Source organism: Arthrobacter sp. StoSoilB20 (genome assembly GCF_019977295.1).
Lineage (GTDB): Bacteria > Actinomycetota > Actinomycetes > Actinomycetales > Micrococcaceae > Arthrobacter > Arthrobacter nicotinovorans_A.
Window position 1 is genome coordinate 1,529,416 of record NZ_AP024651.1, and the last position, 15,907, is coordinate 1,545,322.

Annotated in this window: 16 protein-coding genes; 4 read left to right on the forward strand and 12 right to left on the reverse strand. The window is 63.4% G+C overall.

All coding sequences use genetic code 11. The features are described 5' to 3' along the window. Positions 1-26: 26 nt before the first annotated feature. The 11 genes from deoC to LDN85_RS07035 all read right to left on the reverse strand — a co-directional run bounded on the left by deoC (position 27) and on the right by LDN85_RS07035 (position 12,278). Positions 27-719 carry a deoxyribose-phosphate aldolase gene (deoC, locus tag LDN85_RS06985; RefSeq protein ID WP_223944971.1) on the reverse strand — a complete coding sequence of 231 codons (693 nt, stop codon included), beginning with the start codon at positions 717-719 and terminating at the stop codon, positions 27-29. A gap of 136 nt (positions 720-855) precedes the next feature. After that, the gene (locus tag LDN85_RS06990; protein WP_223944972.1) at positions 856-1,803 is read right to left on the reverse strand and encodes an FAD-dependent oxidoreductase; all 948 of its coding nucleotides are present in this window, start codon (positions 1,801-1,803) and stop codon (positions 856-858) included. Between the two features lie 156 nt (positions 1,804-1,959). After that, positions 1,960-3,315: a patatin-like phospholipase family protein gene (locus tag LDN85_RS06995; protein ID WP_223944973.1), complete on the reverse strand. Its 1,356-nt coding sequence runs from the start codon at positions 3,313-3,315 to the stop codon at positions 1,960-1,962. After that, a complete protein-coding gene (locus LDN85_RS07000; RefSeq protein ID WP_223944974.1) occupies positions 3,312-3,794 on the reverse strand; it encodes a hypothetical protein in 483 nt (160 codons plus the stop codon). The genes LDN85_RS06995 and LDN85_RS07000 overlap by 4 nt, the downstream gene beginning before the upstream one ends. After that, positions 3,791-4,273: a hypothetical protein gene (locus LDN85_RS07005; protein WP_026547092.1), complete on the reverse strand. Its 483-nt coding sequence runs from the start codon at positions 4,271-4,273 to the stop codon at positions 3,791-3,793. Before LDN85_RS07005 ends, LDN85_RS07000 begins: the two co-directional genes overlap by 4 nt. Then, entirely contained in the window at positions 4,270-5,241 is a 972-nt protein-coding gene (locus tag LDN85_RS07010; protein ID WP_091550743.1) for an acetoacetate decarboxylase family protein, read from the reverse strand. The genes LDN85_RS07005 and LDN85_RS07010 overlap by 4 nt, the downstream gene beginning before the upstream one ends. Next, complete coding sequence (locus LDN85_RS07015) at positions 5,238-6,311, reverse strand: alpha/beta hydrolase (protein ID WP_223944975.1); 1,074 nt, start codon at positions 6,309-6,311, stop codon at positions 5,238-5,240. The genes LDN85_RS07010 and LDN85_RS07015 overlap by 4 nt, the downstream gene beginning before the upstream one ends. Further along, the gene (locus tag LDN85_RS07020) at positions 6,308-8,356 is read right to left on the reverse strand and encodes a hypothetical protein (RefSeq protein ID WP_223944976.1); all 2,049 of its coding nucleotides are present in this window, start codon (positions 8,354-8,356) and stop codon (positions 6,308-6,310) included. The genes LDN85_RS07015 and LDN85_RS07020 overlap by 4 nt, the downstream gene beginning before the upstream one ends. Further along, entirely contained in the window at positions 8,353-11,118 is a 2,766-nt protein-coding gene (locus tag LDN85_RS07025) for a GMC oxidoreductase (protein ID WP_223944977.1), read from the reverse strand. Before LDN85_RS07025 ends, LDN85_RS07020 begins: the two co-directional genes overlap by 4 nt. A gap of 148 nt (positions 11,119-11,266) precedes the next feature. Further along, positions 11,267-11,698: a hypothetical protein gene (locus tag LDN85_RS07030; protein WP_026542755.1), complete on the reverse strand. Its 432-nt coding sequence runs from the start codon at positions 11,696-11,698 to the stop codon at positions 11,267-11,269. A 148-nt stretch (positions 11,699-11,846) separates the two neighbouring features. Beyond that, positions 11,847-12,278 carry a hypothetical protein gene (locus tag LDN85_RS07035; RefSeq protein ID WP_223944978.1) on the reverse strand — a complete coding sequence of 144 codons (432 nt, stop codon included), beginning with the start codon at positions 12,276-12,278 and terminating at the stop codon, positions 11,847-11,849. 268 nt (positions 12,279-12,546) lie between these two features. Here LDN85_RS07035 and umuD point away from each other — a divergent pair, with 268 nt between their 5' ends. The 3 genes from umuD (at position 12,547) to LDN85_RS07050 (ending at position 14,170) form a co-directional block, all read left to right on the forward strand. Beyond that, positions 12,547-12,978 (forward strand): translesion error-prone DNA polymerase V autoproteolytic subunit, encoded by a 432-nt coding sequence (gene umuD / locus LDN85_RS07040; protein ID WP_223944979.1) that lies wholly within the window; start codon positions 12,547-12,549, stop codon positions 12,976-12,978. Continuing rightward, positions 12,960-13,427: a hypothetical protein gene (locus tag LDN85_RS07045; RefSeq protein ID WP_223944980.1), complete on the forward strand. Its 468-nt coding sequence runs from the start codon at positions 12,960-12,962 to the stop codon at positions 13,425-13,427. The genes umuD and LDN85_RS07045 overlap by 19 nt, the downstream gene beginning before the upstream one ends. A gap of 191 nt (positions 13,428-13,618) precedes the next feature. Then, on the forward strand, positions 13,619-14,170 hold the full coding sequence (locus tag LDN85_RS07050; RefSeq protein ID WP_223944981.1) for a hypothetical protein: 552 nt from the start codon (positions 13,619-13,621) through the stop codon (positions 14,168-14,170). A 1,148-nt stretch (positions 14,171-15,318) separates the two neighbouring features. On the opposite strand, the gene LDN85_RS07055 is transcribed toward LDN85_RS07050, so the two are convergent. Then, on the reverse strand, positions 15,319-15,477 hold the full coding sequence (locus tag LDN85_RS07055; RefSeq protein WP_155854101.1) for a hypothetical protein: 159 nt from the start codon (positions 15,475-15,477) through the stop codon (positions 15,319-15,321). A 157-nt stretch (positions 15,478-15,634) separates the two neighbouring features. Here LDN85_RS07055 and LDN85_RS07060 point away from each other — a divergent pair, with 157 nt between their 5' ends. After that, positions 15,635-15,841 carry a hypothetical protein gene (locus tag LDN85_RS07060; protein ID WP_026542751.1) on the forward strand — a complete coding sequence of 69 codons (207 nt, stop codon included), beginning with the start codon at positions 15,635-15,637 and terminating at the stop codon, positions 15,839-15,841. Positions 15,842-15,907: the final 66 nt, after the last annotated feature.

The following is a 15,907-nucleotide window of genomic DNA, read 5'->3' on the forward strand; positions in this document are numbered from 1 at the left end:
AAAATCTCTGGTGGTCCTGGAAGCCCCTAGTAGGCAGATGAACCCTGTTCACCCTTGACAATGGCAATTCCCGAACTCGCACCGATACGTGTTGCACCAGCAGCAATCATAGCCTGTGCATCGGCAAGGGACCGCACTCCGCCGGACGCTTTGACCCCAATATCCGGCCCAACGGTCTTGCGCATCAACGCTACGTCTTCAACGGTTGCTCCTCCGCCGTTGAATCCGGTGGAAGTCTTCACGAAGTCCGCCCCTGCCTCCACGGCCGCTTCGCAGGCGATGACCTTCTGTTCGTCGTTCAACATGGACGTCTCGATGATGACCTTCAGGATGGCCTCACCTGCGTGGACCGTCTCGGCCACGGCCTTGATGTCGTCCACCAGCGCACCCTTGTCATTGGCCCGGGCGGAAGCCATGTTGATCACCATGTCGATCTCGTCAGCGCCGTCGAGGACCGCTCCGCGGGCTTCGAACGACTTGACGTCGCTGGGCGTGGCGCCCAGCGGGAACCCGATGACCGAACACGTCAGCACACCGGAGCCCTTGAGTGCTTTGGTTACGGTTTTGACCCAGACAGGGTTCACGCAGACGGACTTGAACCGGTATTCGATGGCTTCGGCGCAGACCTTGAGGACGTCTGCTTCGCTGGCCTCCGGCTTCAGCAGGGTGTGGTCGATGTAGGAGGCGATGTTCGCCGGGGCGACCGCTTGGTTGCTCATGGGATCCTTCCGTGCAGGGCGTGGCCGGCCCGGTGGCCGCAGGGTTGTCACTGCCCGTCAAAGGACCATCTTGCCACATGGGTTGCCTGCCGCAGGGAGGGACTGGGTGCCGTGGAAGACGGCCACGCCGCGCTGGCTAAGCAGCCATCGGGACCTGCTGATCTTCAGTACCCCGCAGGCCCAACAGCATGCCGGAGGCGCACAACATCGCAGAAGACTCGGCGGAGAGCAGCAAACCAAGGCGGAGCCCATCACATGAAGCAGCATCACCGATCGCCCAGATGCCCGGGACGGAGGTTGCGAGGTCGCGCCCAACGGAAATGCCGCCGTCGGAGGCAACCAGCAAGCCTGCACTCCCGGCGAGTTCATTGCGGGCGGTCCGTTCCTCGGCAAGGACCACGAGGTCACCCTTCATGCTGCTGCCGTCCTCGAACAGGATGCCAGTGGCCGGCAGGTTTGAAGCGGTCTCTTCGGCAACGCCCGAAGCGGCAACGCCTGACGCGGCAACGCCTGACGCGGCAACGCCTGACGCGGCAACGCCTGACGCGGCAACGACGGCGGCAGGGCGGAGGGTGGTGCGGACGGGACGGACTCCACGGGCGCGCAGCACTGCCTCAGCCTGGCCCGCGGCAGGTCCATTGCCCACCAGGATTCCCAAGGGACGGCGGCCTACCAGTTTGGTGAGGTCTTTGACGGCTTCACCGATAGCGGCGGCGTCGTCGATGGTGGAATAGCTCAGGCCGGATTCGGCTCCCACTACGGGCGGGAGGGAGGGCGCCGAGCCGGTGGCAATGACCAACTGGTCATAGGAGAACTCCATGCCGTCCACGGTAGTGACAATTTTGGCGCCGGAGTCGATGAAGCTGGCCGGCTGCCCGAAGCGCACCGAAACCTGGGGGAGTTCGGCGAGTTCCAGCAAGGCGTCGGGGCAGTCGTCGCGATTGCTGAGAACGGTGATGGTGCCCTTGAACGGGCCCTGCCGGGAGTCCGACCCGCCTGTGAGCCGCCGCACCAAAGCCTGGGCCGCGGGGCCTGCGCCTGCGATGACGATGTGGAGGGAAGCTGCGGACGGGGTGGCGGACATGTTTTGCCCTTTCGCTCAGATGACCTGCTGTTGATCATCAGCGTAGGCGGCTGGTTTTTCGCTGGTGTTTCCCCGCTGTTGCCATCTTTGGCGTATCCGTAGCGCGCTGTTTACCGGCCGGTAATAACGTGCGTCACATTAGCTCCGCGGACGGGATCAATATCGGCGCAGCAGCTCACGGAGCCCGTTGCCCGCGAAAGCTGCCACCGCTCCTGCGCGGTCCACAAATCCGTGAGCGCCCACTGGTTCGACGGAGGCCAGAAGCCCGGCAGCATCTCCCAGGCTCATGGTCATATCGGCCGCGAGCCCGCCGACTTCGAGCCGGGCGTGACGCGAATCAGCCCAGGCGTCGGGCCCGGGGTCATCGCTCAGGGTCCGTGTCAGCGCAAGGGTTTGCCACCCGCCGTCGACCCTTATCCGGGCACGGTACGTGAGGTCATCGCCATGGGTTTCCAGCCGCCCGCCGGCCAGGAATGCCCGTCCGAAGCGGGAGTGTTCCAGATAGCCCGTGAGTTGCGGCGCTTCATCCCCGGGATCGGAGGGAAGAATTACCGCCGCTTTGAAAGTCAGGGGCGAGCCATCCAGCGTGCCCCGGAGCGTGTCGGTAAAGCGGACTCCTGGCGCAGGGTCTGTCATTGCCGTGCATGTGGCGTCCTTGGCCAGCCCTGCGGAGGTCATGGTGTCCAGATAGGCGCGGGCATCCCTGTACCCCATGCCGATCAGTGCATCGGCGTCGACCCTGCCCAGGTAGAACTCCGGATCCAGGGGGAGGGGGTGGCGGGGGCGGATCACGTGCAGCACAAACTCCTGTCCTGCGGCTGCGGCAGCGTCGAAGTCAGCCAGGAGGGCGCCCATGGCACTCATCTCGATCATGTGGACGTATTGTTCCAGTGGCCCGTCGCCCCAATACGGGGTGTTACCGATGCACCAGACCAGCCATATCTCTTCGGCGCCGCGCCGAAGGGCTTCGGCTACGTTGGCGTCCCTGATCCAGACGGCGTCGGTCCAGATTTTCCCTTCGCGGCGCAGGGGTTTGAGGAAGATCGGAAGCGACATGCCTGCAGCCATCAGCCCGGCGTCAATGTCCGCGGCGTCGATTGCGTGGCAGCGCTTTTCGGTGAACTCCACCACGTTGAAGGAACCCTCGACGGCGTCGGCTTGGGTTGCGCGGGAACGGATGGTGGCGTCGTTGATGCCCAAGGCGGGAAATACCTTGCCGAGGATGCCGTCGGCGTCGCCAAGGGCGGGCAGGGACCACGGGCCCTTGAGGTAGTCACCCACGGGCAATGCTGAGCCGAAGTCCTTGACGTCAACGCCTGACCAGCGGGCGCACATCTCTTCCGGCGGGACACCGGAGAGCATCATGCCCGCCGTGAGGATCCCGCCGGAGGTGCCGTCAATGTGCTGGAATTCCAGGCCTTCCTCGGCGAGCGCTTTCACCACGCCGGCTTGCCAGGCCACCCGCATGCCGCCCCCGGCGAGGACCAGTGAACGCTTTGCCGCGTGTTTCATCCTGGCAGCCCGATGGTGGCCGGCGCGGCGGTGAGGCGGCGCCAATGGATGAGGAGGAGGATCCCGGTTGCGAGGTCGAAGAAGGCCACCATCAGGGCAATGGGCGCGAAGACGCCGTTGAGGACGCCGATGCCCACGGCTCCGAAGGCCCCGGTTTTCTGGAGCGCGGACCACAGCACCACTTCGGGGGAGGGAGGGTCGTTGAGAAGGGTGTTGAGGAGAAGGCCGCCGACCACCACCATGAACATTCCCACGGTGCCAAAGAGTTGGCGGGTCACGGGTGTGGAGTCCGCGCCGATCAGTTGCAGGACTTGCCCGCCGAAAGGGACCTGTATTGCTCCGGTCAGGACCGTGATGATGGCAATGACGGCGAGTACCGCACGGAGGGGGTCGGCGGCCGCCCAGGCGGCGGTACCTGGCGGGTGCGGTTTCCGGGCTTGTGCCGGATGTCCGGGTTGGGTTGGCTGGTGCGCGTTCACGCGTATGACTCGAGCAGCCGGCCACGGTCCACCAGGAGCCACACCATGGCGGCCCAGGTGAGGGTGGAGACGTAGAAGCGGATGTCGTTGAGCATCATCCAGCGTTTGAGCAATGACCTCAGCTCGGTGTCGTCGGCAAAGTCGCCGCCGCGGATCCGGATGTTGATGGGGATGATGATCCCTTGCCCCACCCAGGTCAGGACGATGATTCCCAGCAGGCAGATCACTGCGGGGATGACACGGACGGTGCCCCATTCGGACCACACCAGGATGCCGCCGGAGATGAACATGACGGGCACCACGATGGTGAAGAACTTGGTGGCCGCCCGGGTGGGGATGCCGAAGTGCATGTCCACGTTATCGCGGGCCAACGATTCCCACGTGGGGTAGAGGAAGAACTTCAGGACCCACATGGTGCCCACGTACATGGTTGCGCCGAAGAGAAAGTAGAGGGCGTTCAGCAGGAGGAGCCAGTTCACTGGGCACCACCACGGGGCGCCGGGCTTGGGACAGCGCCGGAGACCCGGCTCCGGTCCGGCGGTGCCAGCCATTCCTGCCCTTGGCCCAGGTCCACCACGCTGTCCAGCATGTCCCCACCAGGCAGGGCCACAGCCTCGAGCTGGGTTGGAGCGGTGAGGAACCACGCTTCGTAATGGTCATCCAGGACTCCGTGGGCTTGGGGCAACCAGGCGGTGAACACCGGATTGCTCTCCACCTGCAGGCTTTTCAAGGGTTCGACGCCGGGCGCGTCACCGAGGACGAGCCGCGCCTTGGCTTGGGCACCGAGGGCTATGTCCCCGGTGGCTTCGAAGTAGATGTCCGATTTCCAGAGCATGTTCCGGAAGACGCAGTAGTTGGAGGCGGCCAGTTTGAGGGGCAGGTTGAGGGGATCGGGGCGTTGGATCTCGATGTAGCAACCCAATTGGCCGTCCTTGTCGTATTGGGCTGAGACGGTGGAGTCCGTGACCACAAAGTCCAGGTTGGCCTGGTGCTTGGGCATGCCCCATATTCCCTTGCCGCCCTTGACCGAGACTTCGGAGCTGACGGGCAGGTCCACCACGAACTGGCCCAGTTTGAAGGTCTTTTGGAAGAGGAGGGGAAGGATGGGTGGGGCGGGCCTGCTTCCGTGGGTGATCGCTATGGCGAGGGAGTACTCGATGTACTTGCCGATGTCGGTGGATTTGTAGTTGACCACCGTCACCACCAGCAGCCCCTTGCCGCCAAGGATGAAGGGCCGCATTTCCGAACCGGGAAGTGCGGCTGCGGCGGCCCGTTTGTTGATGGGAAATGCGGCCATCAGCACTGGTGAGTCATCGGAATTGACGGGCATGACGTACTTGATTCCGTCGGCGAAAGCGTGCTGCCCACGCAGCCGTTCCTGCCTGCGCGGCACAGGTGATGGGAGGAGTTTGAGCAGGGGGACGGCAAGTTCGGTGAGGTTTTTCATGGCTTCGACTCCGGGGCTGTGGTCGATGGGGAGTTTCGGTTCAACTCATCGACAATGATGGGGAAGGTGTCCTGCCAGGCGTGCTCGCCGAAGAAGACGTCAAGGTGGCCGTAGCCGGGAATGAGGTGGAGCGAGTCCTTCCCTGGGCGGTGTTTTTGGAAGAATTCGTAGGTGCGTTGCTGGCTTTCAGGCAGGAAGCACCGGTTGTCCAGACCGGCAATGAAGGCGAACCGCGCATCGGTCTGCGGGGCTTCGGCCACCAGGTTCTGAGGTAGCTCCGGGTGGTTTCCGGCGGCCACCAGGTGCCCGGCCTTGATGCTGCGGCCCATCTCCTCGAAGAAAGTTACTGGTACTTCGGCGAACTCACCGCTGAGCCATCGGTGGGTGGCGTCGTCGAGGTTCTCATGGGACCAGAGGGCGGGACGGCCGCTGCCGTAGGTGAAGCTGACCATTTTGCAGACGGTGTTGTCGCATTCATGATGGGTGGCTTTAACCAGGCCCCGGATGGCGCGGGTGAAGTAGCCCTGGGACTTGTAGCCCCACGCCGGCGACAGGTATGGGGTGAAGGCTTTGACCACTGGCGTGAGGTAGTCGATTTTCAGTCGTGAGAACGCCGGGACCACGGGGTGCAGGGACACTGCGTTGGACACGATGGTGTCCACTTGGGGCAGCAGTCCCGCCACTGCCGACATAGTGAATGACGTGGAGCCCTGGCAGTGGATGACGGCTTTCAGGCTTTCGGCTCCGGTGGCGTTCAGGACGTGTTCGACGGCGGCGGGATGGTCGTGCACGGCCGCGTCGGCGAGCGTCCAGGACAGGGGGTCAAGGTCGATGGATGCACGCCAGTTCAGCATCCAAACGTCCCATCCGTCGTAGAGGAGCACGTCGACGATGGTGGTGCGGACCGGTGGCCTGAACAGTTCGGCCCGGACGCCGGAGCCGTGAACCAGGATCACCGGCCCTTTGACGGCCTCAACAGGGGAGGTGACGTGGACCAGGCTCAAGGGTGTGTTGTCGCGGGCACGGATCGGGATGACCTCTGTCCTGTGCTCGGCACGGGTGGTGATCATGGGGTGCTTCCCTTCCATGCGATGGTGATGGGTTCTTCAAGCAGCCGCACGGCAGGCAAACCGGCCACCGGTACCGGCCGCGCGCCGTCGTCGTTCGTTGCCAATTTCCAATCGCGGCAGACGGTGTCCACCATCAACGGGTAGACGGTGAGGTTGGCGTCGGAGGAGAGATGGATGCGGAGGAAACCCTTGTGGTCTTCGATCGCCTGGCCCGACATCTTCCACGTGGCCACTTCGCCACTGGGCGTCGCCAGGATGTACAGGGCAAAGGCCTCGCTGCCCAGCGCCCACCCGCCCAGATGTACCAGGGCAAGCACCAGGAGCAGGATCACGACGTCCGGCCAACTCTCCGGCCAGGGAATCAGGATCACGACGGCGGTACTCACCGCGAGCGCGGACAGTTGGTACAGCGCGCCGCGGGCGAAAACGACGATGCCTGCCTGCGCCAGACCCAACGAACGTGTGGACAACGAGGCAACTGCCAGGAGGAGCGGCACTGCAAGGATCAGGACAATGACAAGTACCGGGGTGTCTCCGCGGGCCAGGCTGCGCAGGCTGTCCACAAAGGCCTCACCGCGAAAGGCACTGAAGACCGTCCACAACGTCAGGGCGGCCACCACGTGCATGATGCCCAGCGAGAGCCCGAAACCGGGGTTGCGGATGGGGAGCCAGAACTGCGAGAAGGGGTTGGCCAGTTGCGGGCCGAGCAGGCGGGAGTGTCCTTGGCCGGGGAACGTGGTGGGCATGCGGGTGAAGACGCGGCCGGTGTTTGGCTGTTCTGTGCCCGTCTGCTGTGTTGTTGTCTGCTGTGTGTGCCGCAGGCTGGACGATTCACCGGGAGCGGCCGACGCGGCAGGCAAGGTGAGATGTTCGGGCAGTCCGTGGGTATCGGAGAGGTAGGCGCCGCCCAGGCCGCAAGTGATCATCTGGGTCCTGCCCGGATCCGGGGTCTGGTGCTGGGTGCCGGAGGTTTCCGGAGAAGGGGAGTCCTCGTAGCGGGAATAGTGGTGGAGGTCGCCGGTGAGCCAGAGCCTGACGCTGGCACCGGTGGCGTCGAACAGGCCCGTTCCAGGGTTGAAGCGCCGGCGCAGGTAGTCCTGCTCGAAGAAGTTCACCTGGCGGAAGTCACCCCACCCGGGTTGCGGGGCGTCAACCCAGAACGGAGCGGCGACGCAGAGGATGATCGCATCGCCGGGCTGCAGTTGCACAGTGACGTTCCGGTAGAAGTAGTCCAGTTGTGGCTCGTCGATGTATTGCCCCAGTTGGCTGTCCAGGCCAAGCAACCACCAGCCGGGGGTGCCGTTCCTGCCCGGACCGGGAGGGGTTCCGGTCAGGCGGAGGGCGAAGTAGCTGCGGGTTTGGATGGTCCGCCAGCCCCCGATGCTCCGCTGCCTGGTGAACACTCGGATGAACGAGGTGAGGCCGTCGTACCAATCATGGTTGCCGGGAAGCGCCAGCATGACCGGAGACGCGTTGGGTGGCCCGCTGTGCGCGTAATCGACGTGTTTTAGGGCGCTGAGCGGGCCTCGCAACGCGGGTGGGAAGGCCGCCCGGTACGGACCCACCATCCGGTTCTCGTACGCTGCCGGGGATGCGACCGGGTAAACCTCGTCTCCGCCCAGGACCAGGACCCTTCCACGGGGAAGTTCATGCCCGTCCACCGTCAGCGTGTCCTGGGCCAGCAAGGACGCCACTGTGTACGTGGCGTCGAAGCCGTCGCCGAGGTCGGCCGCGAAGTCGAGCCACATCTCCGTCGCCCCCGCAGCGGCGGCCCGCCCATCCCGGAGATCGCCAGGGGAGGGAAGTCCGCGGCTGCTGACGGCGGGCTGGGCTGGTTGGCCCGGGAGGGGAATTTTGTCCAAGCTCAGGGAATCCGAGGGGAAGCTGCCCTCAAGCTCGCGCTTATCGCCGAAATCGGCAAAGACCGTGGCCGCTGCGACCTTCAACGCAGTCCTGGCCAAGGACATCGGCGAGAGCCAACGAACCGCAGGCTGGGGTGTGAACCCCAGTACGGCATGGTGTTTTGCGAGCTCCCGGCTTTTCATCGCTTTGACGTGAACGGGAAGGGGACGCCTCTGGGACGCCGCCCGTAGACCTGCCAGAGTTCGCCGGCAAACAGCTTCCCGAACGTCACCAAGCCTGCCGCCGGGGCCGGTCCTTCGGCGCGGAACGTGGTGAGTTGCTTGGCGAAGTCGAGGGGCCGGATGTAGAGGATGCCGGCCCCGACGACGCCTGCTTGGGCGGCGCCGCCTGCAGTTGGCTGTGCGGCGTCCGGTGGCAGGGCATCCTGCGTCCCTGGATCTGGTGGCACAGCGTCTGGTGGCGCTGCATCTGGTGGCACAGCATCCGGTGGCACGTGGCCACGCAGGATGGTGGCATACAGGGTGGTGGTGTCCGCCCAGAGGTCGAATCCTGCCTCGTTGCGGATCAATTTGTGACCGGTGAACGTGAAGGGTGTTCCGCCCGGGTCCCGCAGCCACAAACGGTAGAGCATGCGCCTTGCTGGTGCAGCGGCGTCGGCGGTGTCCTGGACAAACAGATTGAACCAGCCCCGTTCCACCGGCATCCGGCCACCGAAGTAGTCCGCCAGCACGTAGCCTTCAGCTCTGGCCGGATGGTTCGGGTCGGAGGCGAACGCCTCGATGTCCTCGGCGATGATGGTCAGCTCGAACATGATCTTCCTGCTCCGGTCCCTGCCCAGGCTCCGCCCCTTCTCCGGATCGGCGATGCCCGGACTGAACCAGCCGTGCATTTGTTCGGTGAACCGGACGGAGGTGGCCTCTTTGCCGCTTACGCCTGCAGCGCCGGGCCTGCCCAGTCCGCGGCTGCGCACCTGGGAAGCCTGGGGCACCTCAGAGACTGCGCTCGCAGGCTTTTCCTCAGGTGCGGTCTTGCCTTTGGTGGCATCCGGCGCCAACGCACGCGGAGCGGACGCGGCGACGTCGACGACGGCGCCGGCCGCCTCCTGCTGGACGGCCACCTTTTCGCCGGACCCGCCGGAGCCCGCGGCATCTGCCGGGCGGATGCCCCGGCCACCAGGTTCCTCTGCGTTCCCGATGATGTGGGCGCAGGTGCGCTCCGCGAACGCTGCAATGGTCAGGGACGGGTTGGCACCCACAGGGCCCGGCATCGCGGCGCCGTCCACCACGAACAATCCGGGATAGCCGAAGACCTCGCCGTAGGAATCACAGACTGCTTCGCCCGGATGCCTCCCGGAGGGGGCTCCTCCGATCGGGTGCACCGTGATGACACGCTTGGCCCACCAGAGGGGGTTGTCGATGAAGTCCCCGTCCAGGTCTTTGGAAATGGACTCCATGGTTTCGCGGACGCGGCCGAAGTACTCCTTGGAGGTTGCCATGGTCCAGGCGATGGCCAGCCTCCCGTCGCGGAGGGTCATGACACCGTCGGGGACGTCCCTGCCCATCCCCAGCATGGGCACCGAACTGGAGGACAAACGGCCATCGCCCAACGCTGCGGCGAGGTCGGCGGAGACGTTGGACCGGCCGGCGTCGAACAGCCTGTCCTTGAAGAGCTGCCCGGCCACTTTGGCAGTCCGTTTGATGGTGGTGCCCAGTTGCGCTGTCTCGATGAGCCAGTTCATGAAGGCCGGATACCCCGCGTCCTCCACGTAATAACCGCGGCCATCGCCGTCGTCGTCGTGTGAATCGGGGACCCTGATGGCTGTGGTGATCACCGGGCCCCGGCTGCCGGCCAGGTTCCGGACGCCGGGCCGTGAGCCGTTGGCCGGGGGCGTCTTCGCACCCATGATGAACGTCAGGAGGTCGCCGTTGCCGCTGAAACGGGTGCCAAGGGCGTCGCTCAGCGCAGGGAGGGAACCGCGGTTTCGGAGCAGGAGGAAGTTGGTGCCGAATGTGCCGGCACCGAGGATGAGCCGGCGGCAATGGATGATGCGTTCGGTGAGAAGTTCGCCGTGATGATCCGGATGATGCACCACATAGCGGATCTCGTATCCGCCACCCGGCGACCCGGGGTTCAAGGGCCGGATGCCACGGACGTCATGGAACGTTCTGACATCGGCTCCCTTGAAGGCGGCCGCTGAGATGTAGTTGTGGTCCAGGGTGTTCTTGGCGCCGGCATTGCACCCGATGTCGCACTCACCGCTGAGCGTGCAGGTGGTGCGCACCGTGGCAGGACCGTGGATACTGCCGTAGCCGGGCAGCGGCAGTGCATGGTTGGTTCGCGGTTCGGTCCCTGGTGCTGCCGAGAACGTGACGGCTATGGGAGGCCTGGTGATGGACAGTCCCAGGTTCGAGGCCGACTTCTCCATGGCCAGGGTCTTCGCGGTGTCCATGTACGGGTAGGGGACGGGCTGGAGCATGGCTTCGGCGGCGTCGTAATAGGGATCGAGGTCTGCCCGGGTGAAGGGCCAGTTCTCATATCCGCCGCCGGGGATAGGGGATTCGTTGACGAACCACTTTTCGTCCTTGCGCAGGAGGACATTGGCGTAGATGAGTGAGCCACCGCCCAACCCGCTGGACACCAGCCCCTCAGTGCCGCGGAACGTCCAGGCATCAAAAAGTCCATACAAGCCGCGGTCCGGATCCCAGAAGTTCCGTCCCATCTCCGACGGCGAACGCGCGAAACTGCCGGGCGGGTACGTTTTGCCGCGTTCCATGAGCACAACGGACTGCCCGGCCTCGGCCAGTCGAAGCGCCGCAACGGAACCTCCAAAGCCGGAGCCCACCACCACGGCGTCGACCTTTTCGATGCCATCGCGGCGGCGTGCCTGATCAGAAGCGGGCTCAGGTCCCGCAGCCCCACTGTTCCCGGTCCCCAGACGACCCATGGCCGTTCCTCTCAGAGGAAAGCTGACTACATAGCTGCAGCTGACGGCGCCGGGCGTGGCCGGGCGATGCCTCCGCGGACTATGGGGCTTATGTTCCCACCGGGCAGGTGATCTGTAAATGAGGTGGAGACAGTGGATTCAGCGCGCGCTAGGCAATGCGGGTATAGATCATGTCAAAGTCGTGTTCCAGCGGCCCGCCGGGGTAGGTCCCGCGTTCCAACCGGGCAGTAATGGTGTTGCCGTCCTTGGAGAAGTGGCCAACGAAGCGTTGCGGCCAGTCGGGCCCATCCCTGAACAGGGTCCACACGCCGTCCTTGAGCGTCATGTCGTAGATCCTTGCCATGCCCCGGGAGTCAAAGTAATGCTGTTGGAAGGCTCCATCCGAGCCGGTGGCTCCAATGACGCTGACCGCATTGGGGTACTCCGGCCGCTGGACCGTGGAACGCTGGATGAGGAAGCCGCCGCTTTCCAACCATTCGAAGGCGGTCCGGCCGGGCACATCCTTGCCCGGAACTGATGTTTCCCACTCGCCGAGGAGGATGTTCAATTGCTCCAACGTAGGTTTGGGATCCCGTGCCATGGCCGCCCTCTTTTCGGGTCTTCGCGTTGCTGAACAGCTTCAGGGTATGACTCGTCCCGTTCCGCCGTACAGACCTCCGCGGAGACCGCCCGGGCCAGGTGCAGGTGGTGCCGTGCAGCGCTGTTCCGGGCTTGGCGCCATAGCGGCATCAGGGCTGGCGGGTGACCCTGCGCGTCTCACGGAACTCCGCGGGCACCGTGACAGCGCCCTTAGGAACAGCGACGGTAATGCCCCTCGTCGTCACGCTTGTGACGTTCTGACCCCATTGCTTTGCGTACTCGACGACGGGCCTCGCCGCAGCCCGGTTGCGGACGATTGCTACGAGCGCGACGGTGAGGAACGCAAGGGTCATCAGACCCGGCACCACGATGACGACCACTTGGTTGATAAGACCGGTCAGGAACAGCGCGGGGCCGAGGAACCACAGCGCCACCGTGGAGAACATCAAGACGAGAACCAGTTTCTCAGAGCGTGCGTGGACGGCCCGTGCGTGTGCCAGCTCATCCGGGTAGCGTTCCTTGAAAATACGGGTGACATCGGCGCTGAGCGCATCAGCTACGTCCTTGCTCCGGGCGGTCATGGCTCTCCAATTCGCGATGCACAGCGCGACTGGGGTACAACATCGCGGCATTGAACCCTGCAGTCGAAGACGGTGGTTTTTTGAGTCTCCTGCCTAGCCTCCGTTGGCTTGACCTTCCCTAAAGTACCGGTCTTTTGCCAGGACGCGTAAACGGCTGCAACCCCCATTCCGCCGGCCTCCTGCGCCGCGGAAACCAAGGGGGTGACCACAATGTCCGTCATCCGCTGTACACTCAAGTATCGAACATATATTCGAATAAAGGTGTGTTGTGGGCGTGATAGTCGGCCCCCGCGTGATAGATGCGGGCTTTTCCCTGATGTCAGTATTGCTGGCGCCTCTCCCGGTGGCGGCCGGTTATCCCTCGCCGGCGCAGGACTATTTTGATGGCCGGATCGATCTCAACGAGCACCTCATCAAGGACGTCACCAGCACCTTCGTGGTCCGGGTGACAGGGCAGTCCATGGAAGGTGCAGGGATCAGTGATGGTGACGAGCTGATCGTCAACCGGGCACTGGAGCCCAGGGATGGGTCCGTCGTCGTCGCTGTCCTCGACGGGGAACTGACCATCAAAAGGCTCCGCGTCACGCCCACGGGAGTGATCCTCCAGGCCGACAATCCCAAGTACCCGGACATCCGCGTGCCGGCCCTTTCTGAACTCACCATCTGGGGAGTTGCCACCACATGCCTGCACCACATTTGAGCCCGCCCCGTTCGCAAGGGCCCGTTCCCAGCGAACTGTGGGAACGGATGGGCGCCGAATTCGGCTTGCCGGATCTGGAGAGGGTCCGTCATCGGCTCGCGAAGCTACATGAGGATCCCGAACCTGTGATGCAACAACTGGTGCGCGTGTTTTCCGCAGATGGCACGTACTGTCCCGGTTTCCAATTCCGCGAAGACTTGTCCTTGCATCCCGTGGTGCTGTGCCTGTTTGCGCGTGCCATGGAACTGAGGATTCCGCACAATTACTTTTCGGCCTGGATGGTCACCGGCTGCCCAGGACTGCGGGATGCCAGGCCGGTGGACCTGTTGGACCGGCTGGCGCCTGCCCCGCTCATCGCTGCCCTTGAGCGCTCCTTCGGATCCGGACCAGGGGACGGGCGCGCTGCAGGAACCACACGGCCTATTGGTAATGGGCGCAACAAAACCTGAAAAGATTGCCCGGTTCCCTCGCTGGCTCCGCTGACAGCGACGCCACGGCGACGTCAGAAGCGTGATTGGATGGCGGTGTGCGGAAACGGGTGCCGGGAGACGACGTAACGGCGGCCCGGTTGGGCGCTTCTCGAGTAGGGACAGAGGTTTCCGCGGAAGCGGATTCGAGGCGATCTATTGCCTCGCGCCTCATGTGGGGCATCGCATCGGCCCTCGTCTCGGTGTTGCTGGGAGCGGTCGCCCAAGCCTCCGCAGCGTGGGTCAGCGACTCATGGCCTGAGGTTCTGGTCTACCTCGTTATGCCGGGGTGGGCGTTCATTCTGTTCGCTCACCTTCTGAGCGGATTTGCTGCCGTGGTGGCACTGGCTCTGCTTGTACCGGCGTTGGTCAGGCGGATTTCCCGTGGCTGGCTCCGGCGGCTGACTGCTGTACTTGCAGTTCTGGCCAGTGTCGCGGCGGCTCTGCCGTGGTCTATGTATTCTGCTGGCATGGGGCTGGCCGCCAAGGCGGCAACCTACACCGAAGTCAAGGCCAGCAGTGGAGAAAGTGTCATCGTCGAACAATCAGGGTTCGACCCACAAACCTATTCCATTTATTCACAAAAATCGTGGGGGCTCTGGCAGCGAAGCGTCCCGTGGCTGTCCGCCACACAGTTCTTCGACCCCAAGGACTGCATACTGACGGGCGGAAGTGGCAACCTTGTGCTCCAGTGCGGAGTCGATGAGATCGTGGTGCCGCGCTAGGGTCGCCACTCACTAGCCAGGAAACACCTTGTAGCCATCATCGGCAGCCGACTTCTTCGGCGCAGGAAGCGGCAGATTCATGGCGGCTATCGGTAACTTGCCGAATAGCTTTTGAACGAATAACTGGCGGGACGAACGGAGCCGGACTGGATACCAGCCAGGATCCAAACACCTCGAGGGTTTCTCCTGACGCGAACTGAGTGTCCAGGACGATGGAGGCCGATTGGATGGTCCCGTCCCATTCGGTCGTCCAGGTGACGTGACGTTCCCTTAGCGGGGGTGGGAGGGAAATGAGGGGACGACGATGCCCGGACCAATCCTGGGAAGTGGCGGACATTCCGTCGCCAACTCTTTATCAGGCAGGGAGTTGAGCCGCCCTATGCGTCTCTCCGTCGAGTAATCCTTTGGGACGGGAGCTGGTCAATCCGTTTCTGTCGCTTCTTGCTGGCCTTGTTTGTTCGATTGAACGGAATGGCGGCAGCCAGGAGGGTTATGCCGCCGTCAATCACCGTGCCGATAAGCGGTTGGACTAATTTGAAGTTTTCGTCGGCGGTGGTCAAACGCGGTCCTTGTCTGGGCTGAAACGTCTAGATGATCTGCAGACGTAAGGACGCTGCCCGTCATGGGGGGGGTACCCGGCCAGCGTCAACATGAGCGCGGTGGATTGCGCTGTGTTCAGCAGGTCCACAGGGCGTTGATTCTGCAGAATGGGACACCTTGTGACCATTCAGGCGGAGAAATCGTTGTCGCGAATCTTTAAGTCCATAGCGGGTTCGTAGCGCGTTCGAACAGTGTCAGGACAACAGCGTTCAGCGACTTCCCTCCGCAGTATCTCTGCGAGGACGCTGTGTTGTATTTGTGGCAGCGGTGGCCAGCTTCGGGGCAAACAGCGTCGCCTTCCCTGAAGCAGGCTGACTGACCCGGAGAGGGCAGCCCGTCTACTTGTGTTTGAGTAACTTCCGGGAATTACCGAGGCAAAGGATGGTCATCAGCATCCTTTGAATTTTGCTATCAAAATTCCAAGCAAAATTGCTTGTGTAATAGGTAAATGAACCGTATGCTTCGAGACCTGTGCACGCCTTACCTTTTCTGGACTTTTTGGGCGGGGTATGCTCTGCGTTTAATCAATTAGTATTCGCTTTTGTTGATCATTTTGCTGGGGGAGTTATGGAGACACTGCGGTCGTTCTTGAGTATTGCTGCCGTTGGGCTGGCAGCAATAACCGTCTCGTCGTGCGGAACCGGAGGAACGCCGGCCGTAGGTCCCGAGGTGCGCACCGGGTCGGCGTCGCCCTCGAGCGAGTGCACGAAATTCCTGCCTGATGCGCCGTGCGGGAAGTTCAAAAGTACAGCCGGTACTGCTGAAGGTCAGCCCATGGCATGGGTCAGCGAGGGACAAGTGACAGCACAGTTGGACCGAGTTGGTCAGGAAACATACCTGACGGCTGTTCTTCCATGTGGACCAGTGAACACCCCCGTCACCATTGATGGCTCGAACATGACATTGTCCGGGAAGCTCGCGATCGGCGCATCCGGCTGTGTTGATGCTGCGAGAGGTGAACAGCAGACCTGGGCCCTCAACTTCCTCAAGGACGGCGTTCAACTCAACTACACCAACGGGGCGCTGACATGGACGAGAGGTCAAGACTCCCTGACTTTCGGCGCGATCTGAACTGCCCCGGATTCAGGTATTAGGGAGCAATACGCGGCTCGGGCATAGCCTTGCGGACCGCCACAG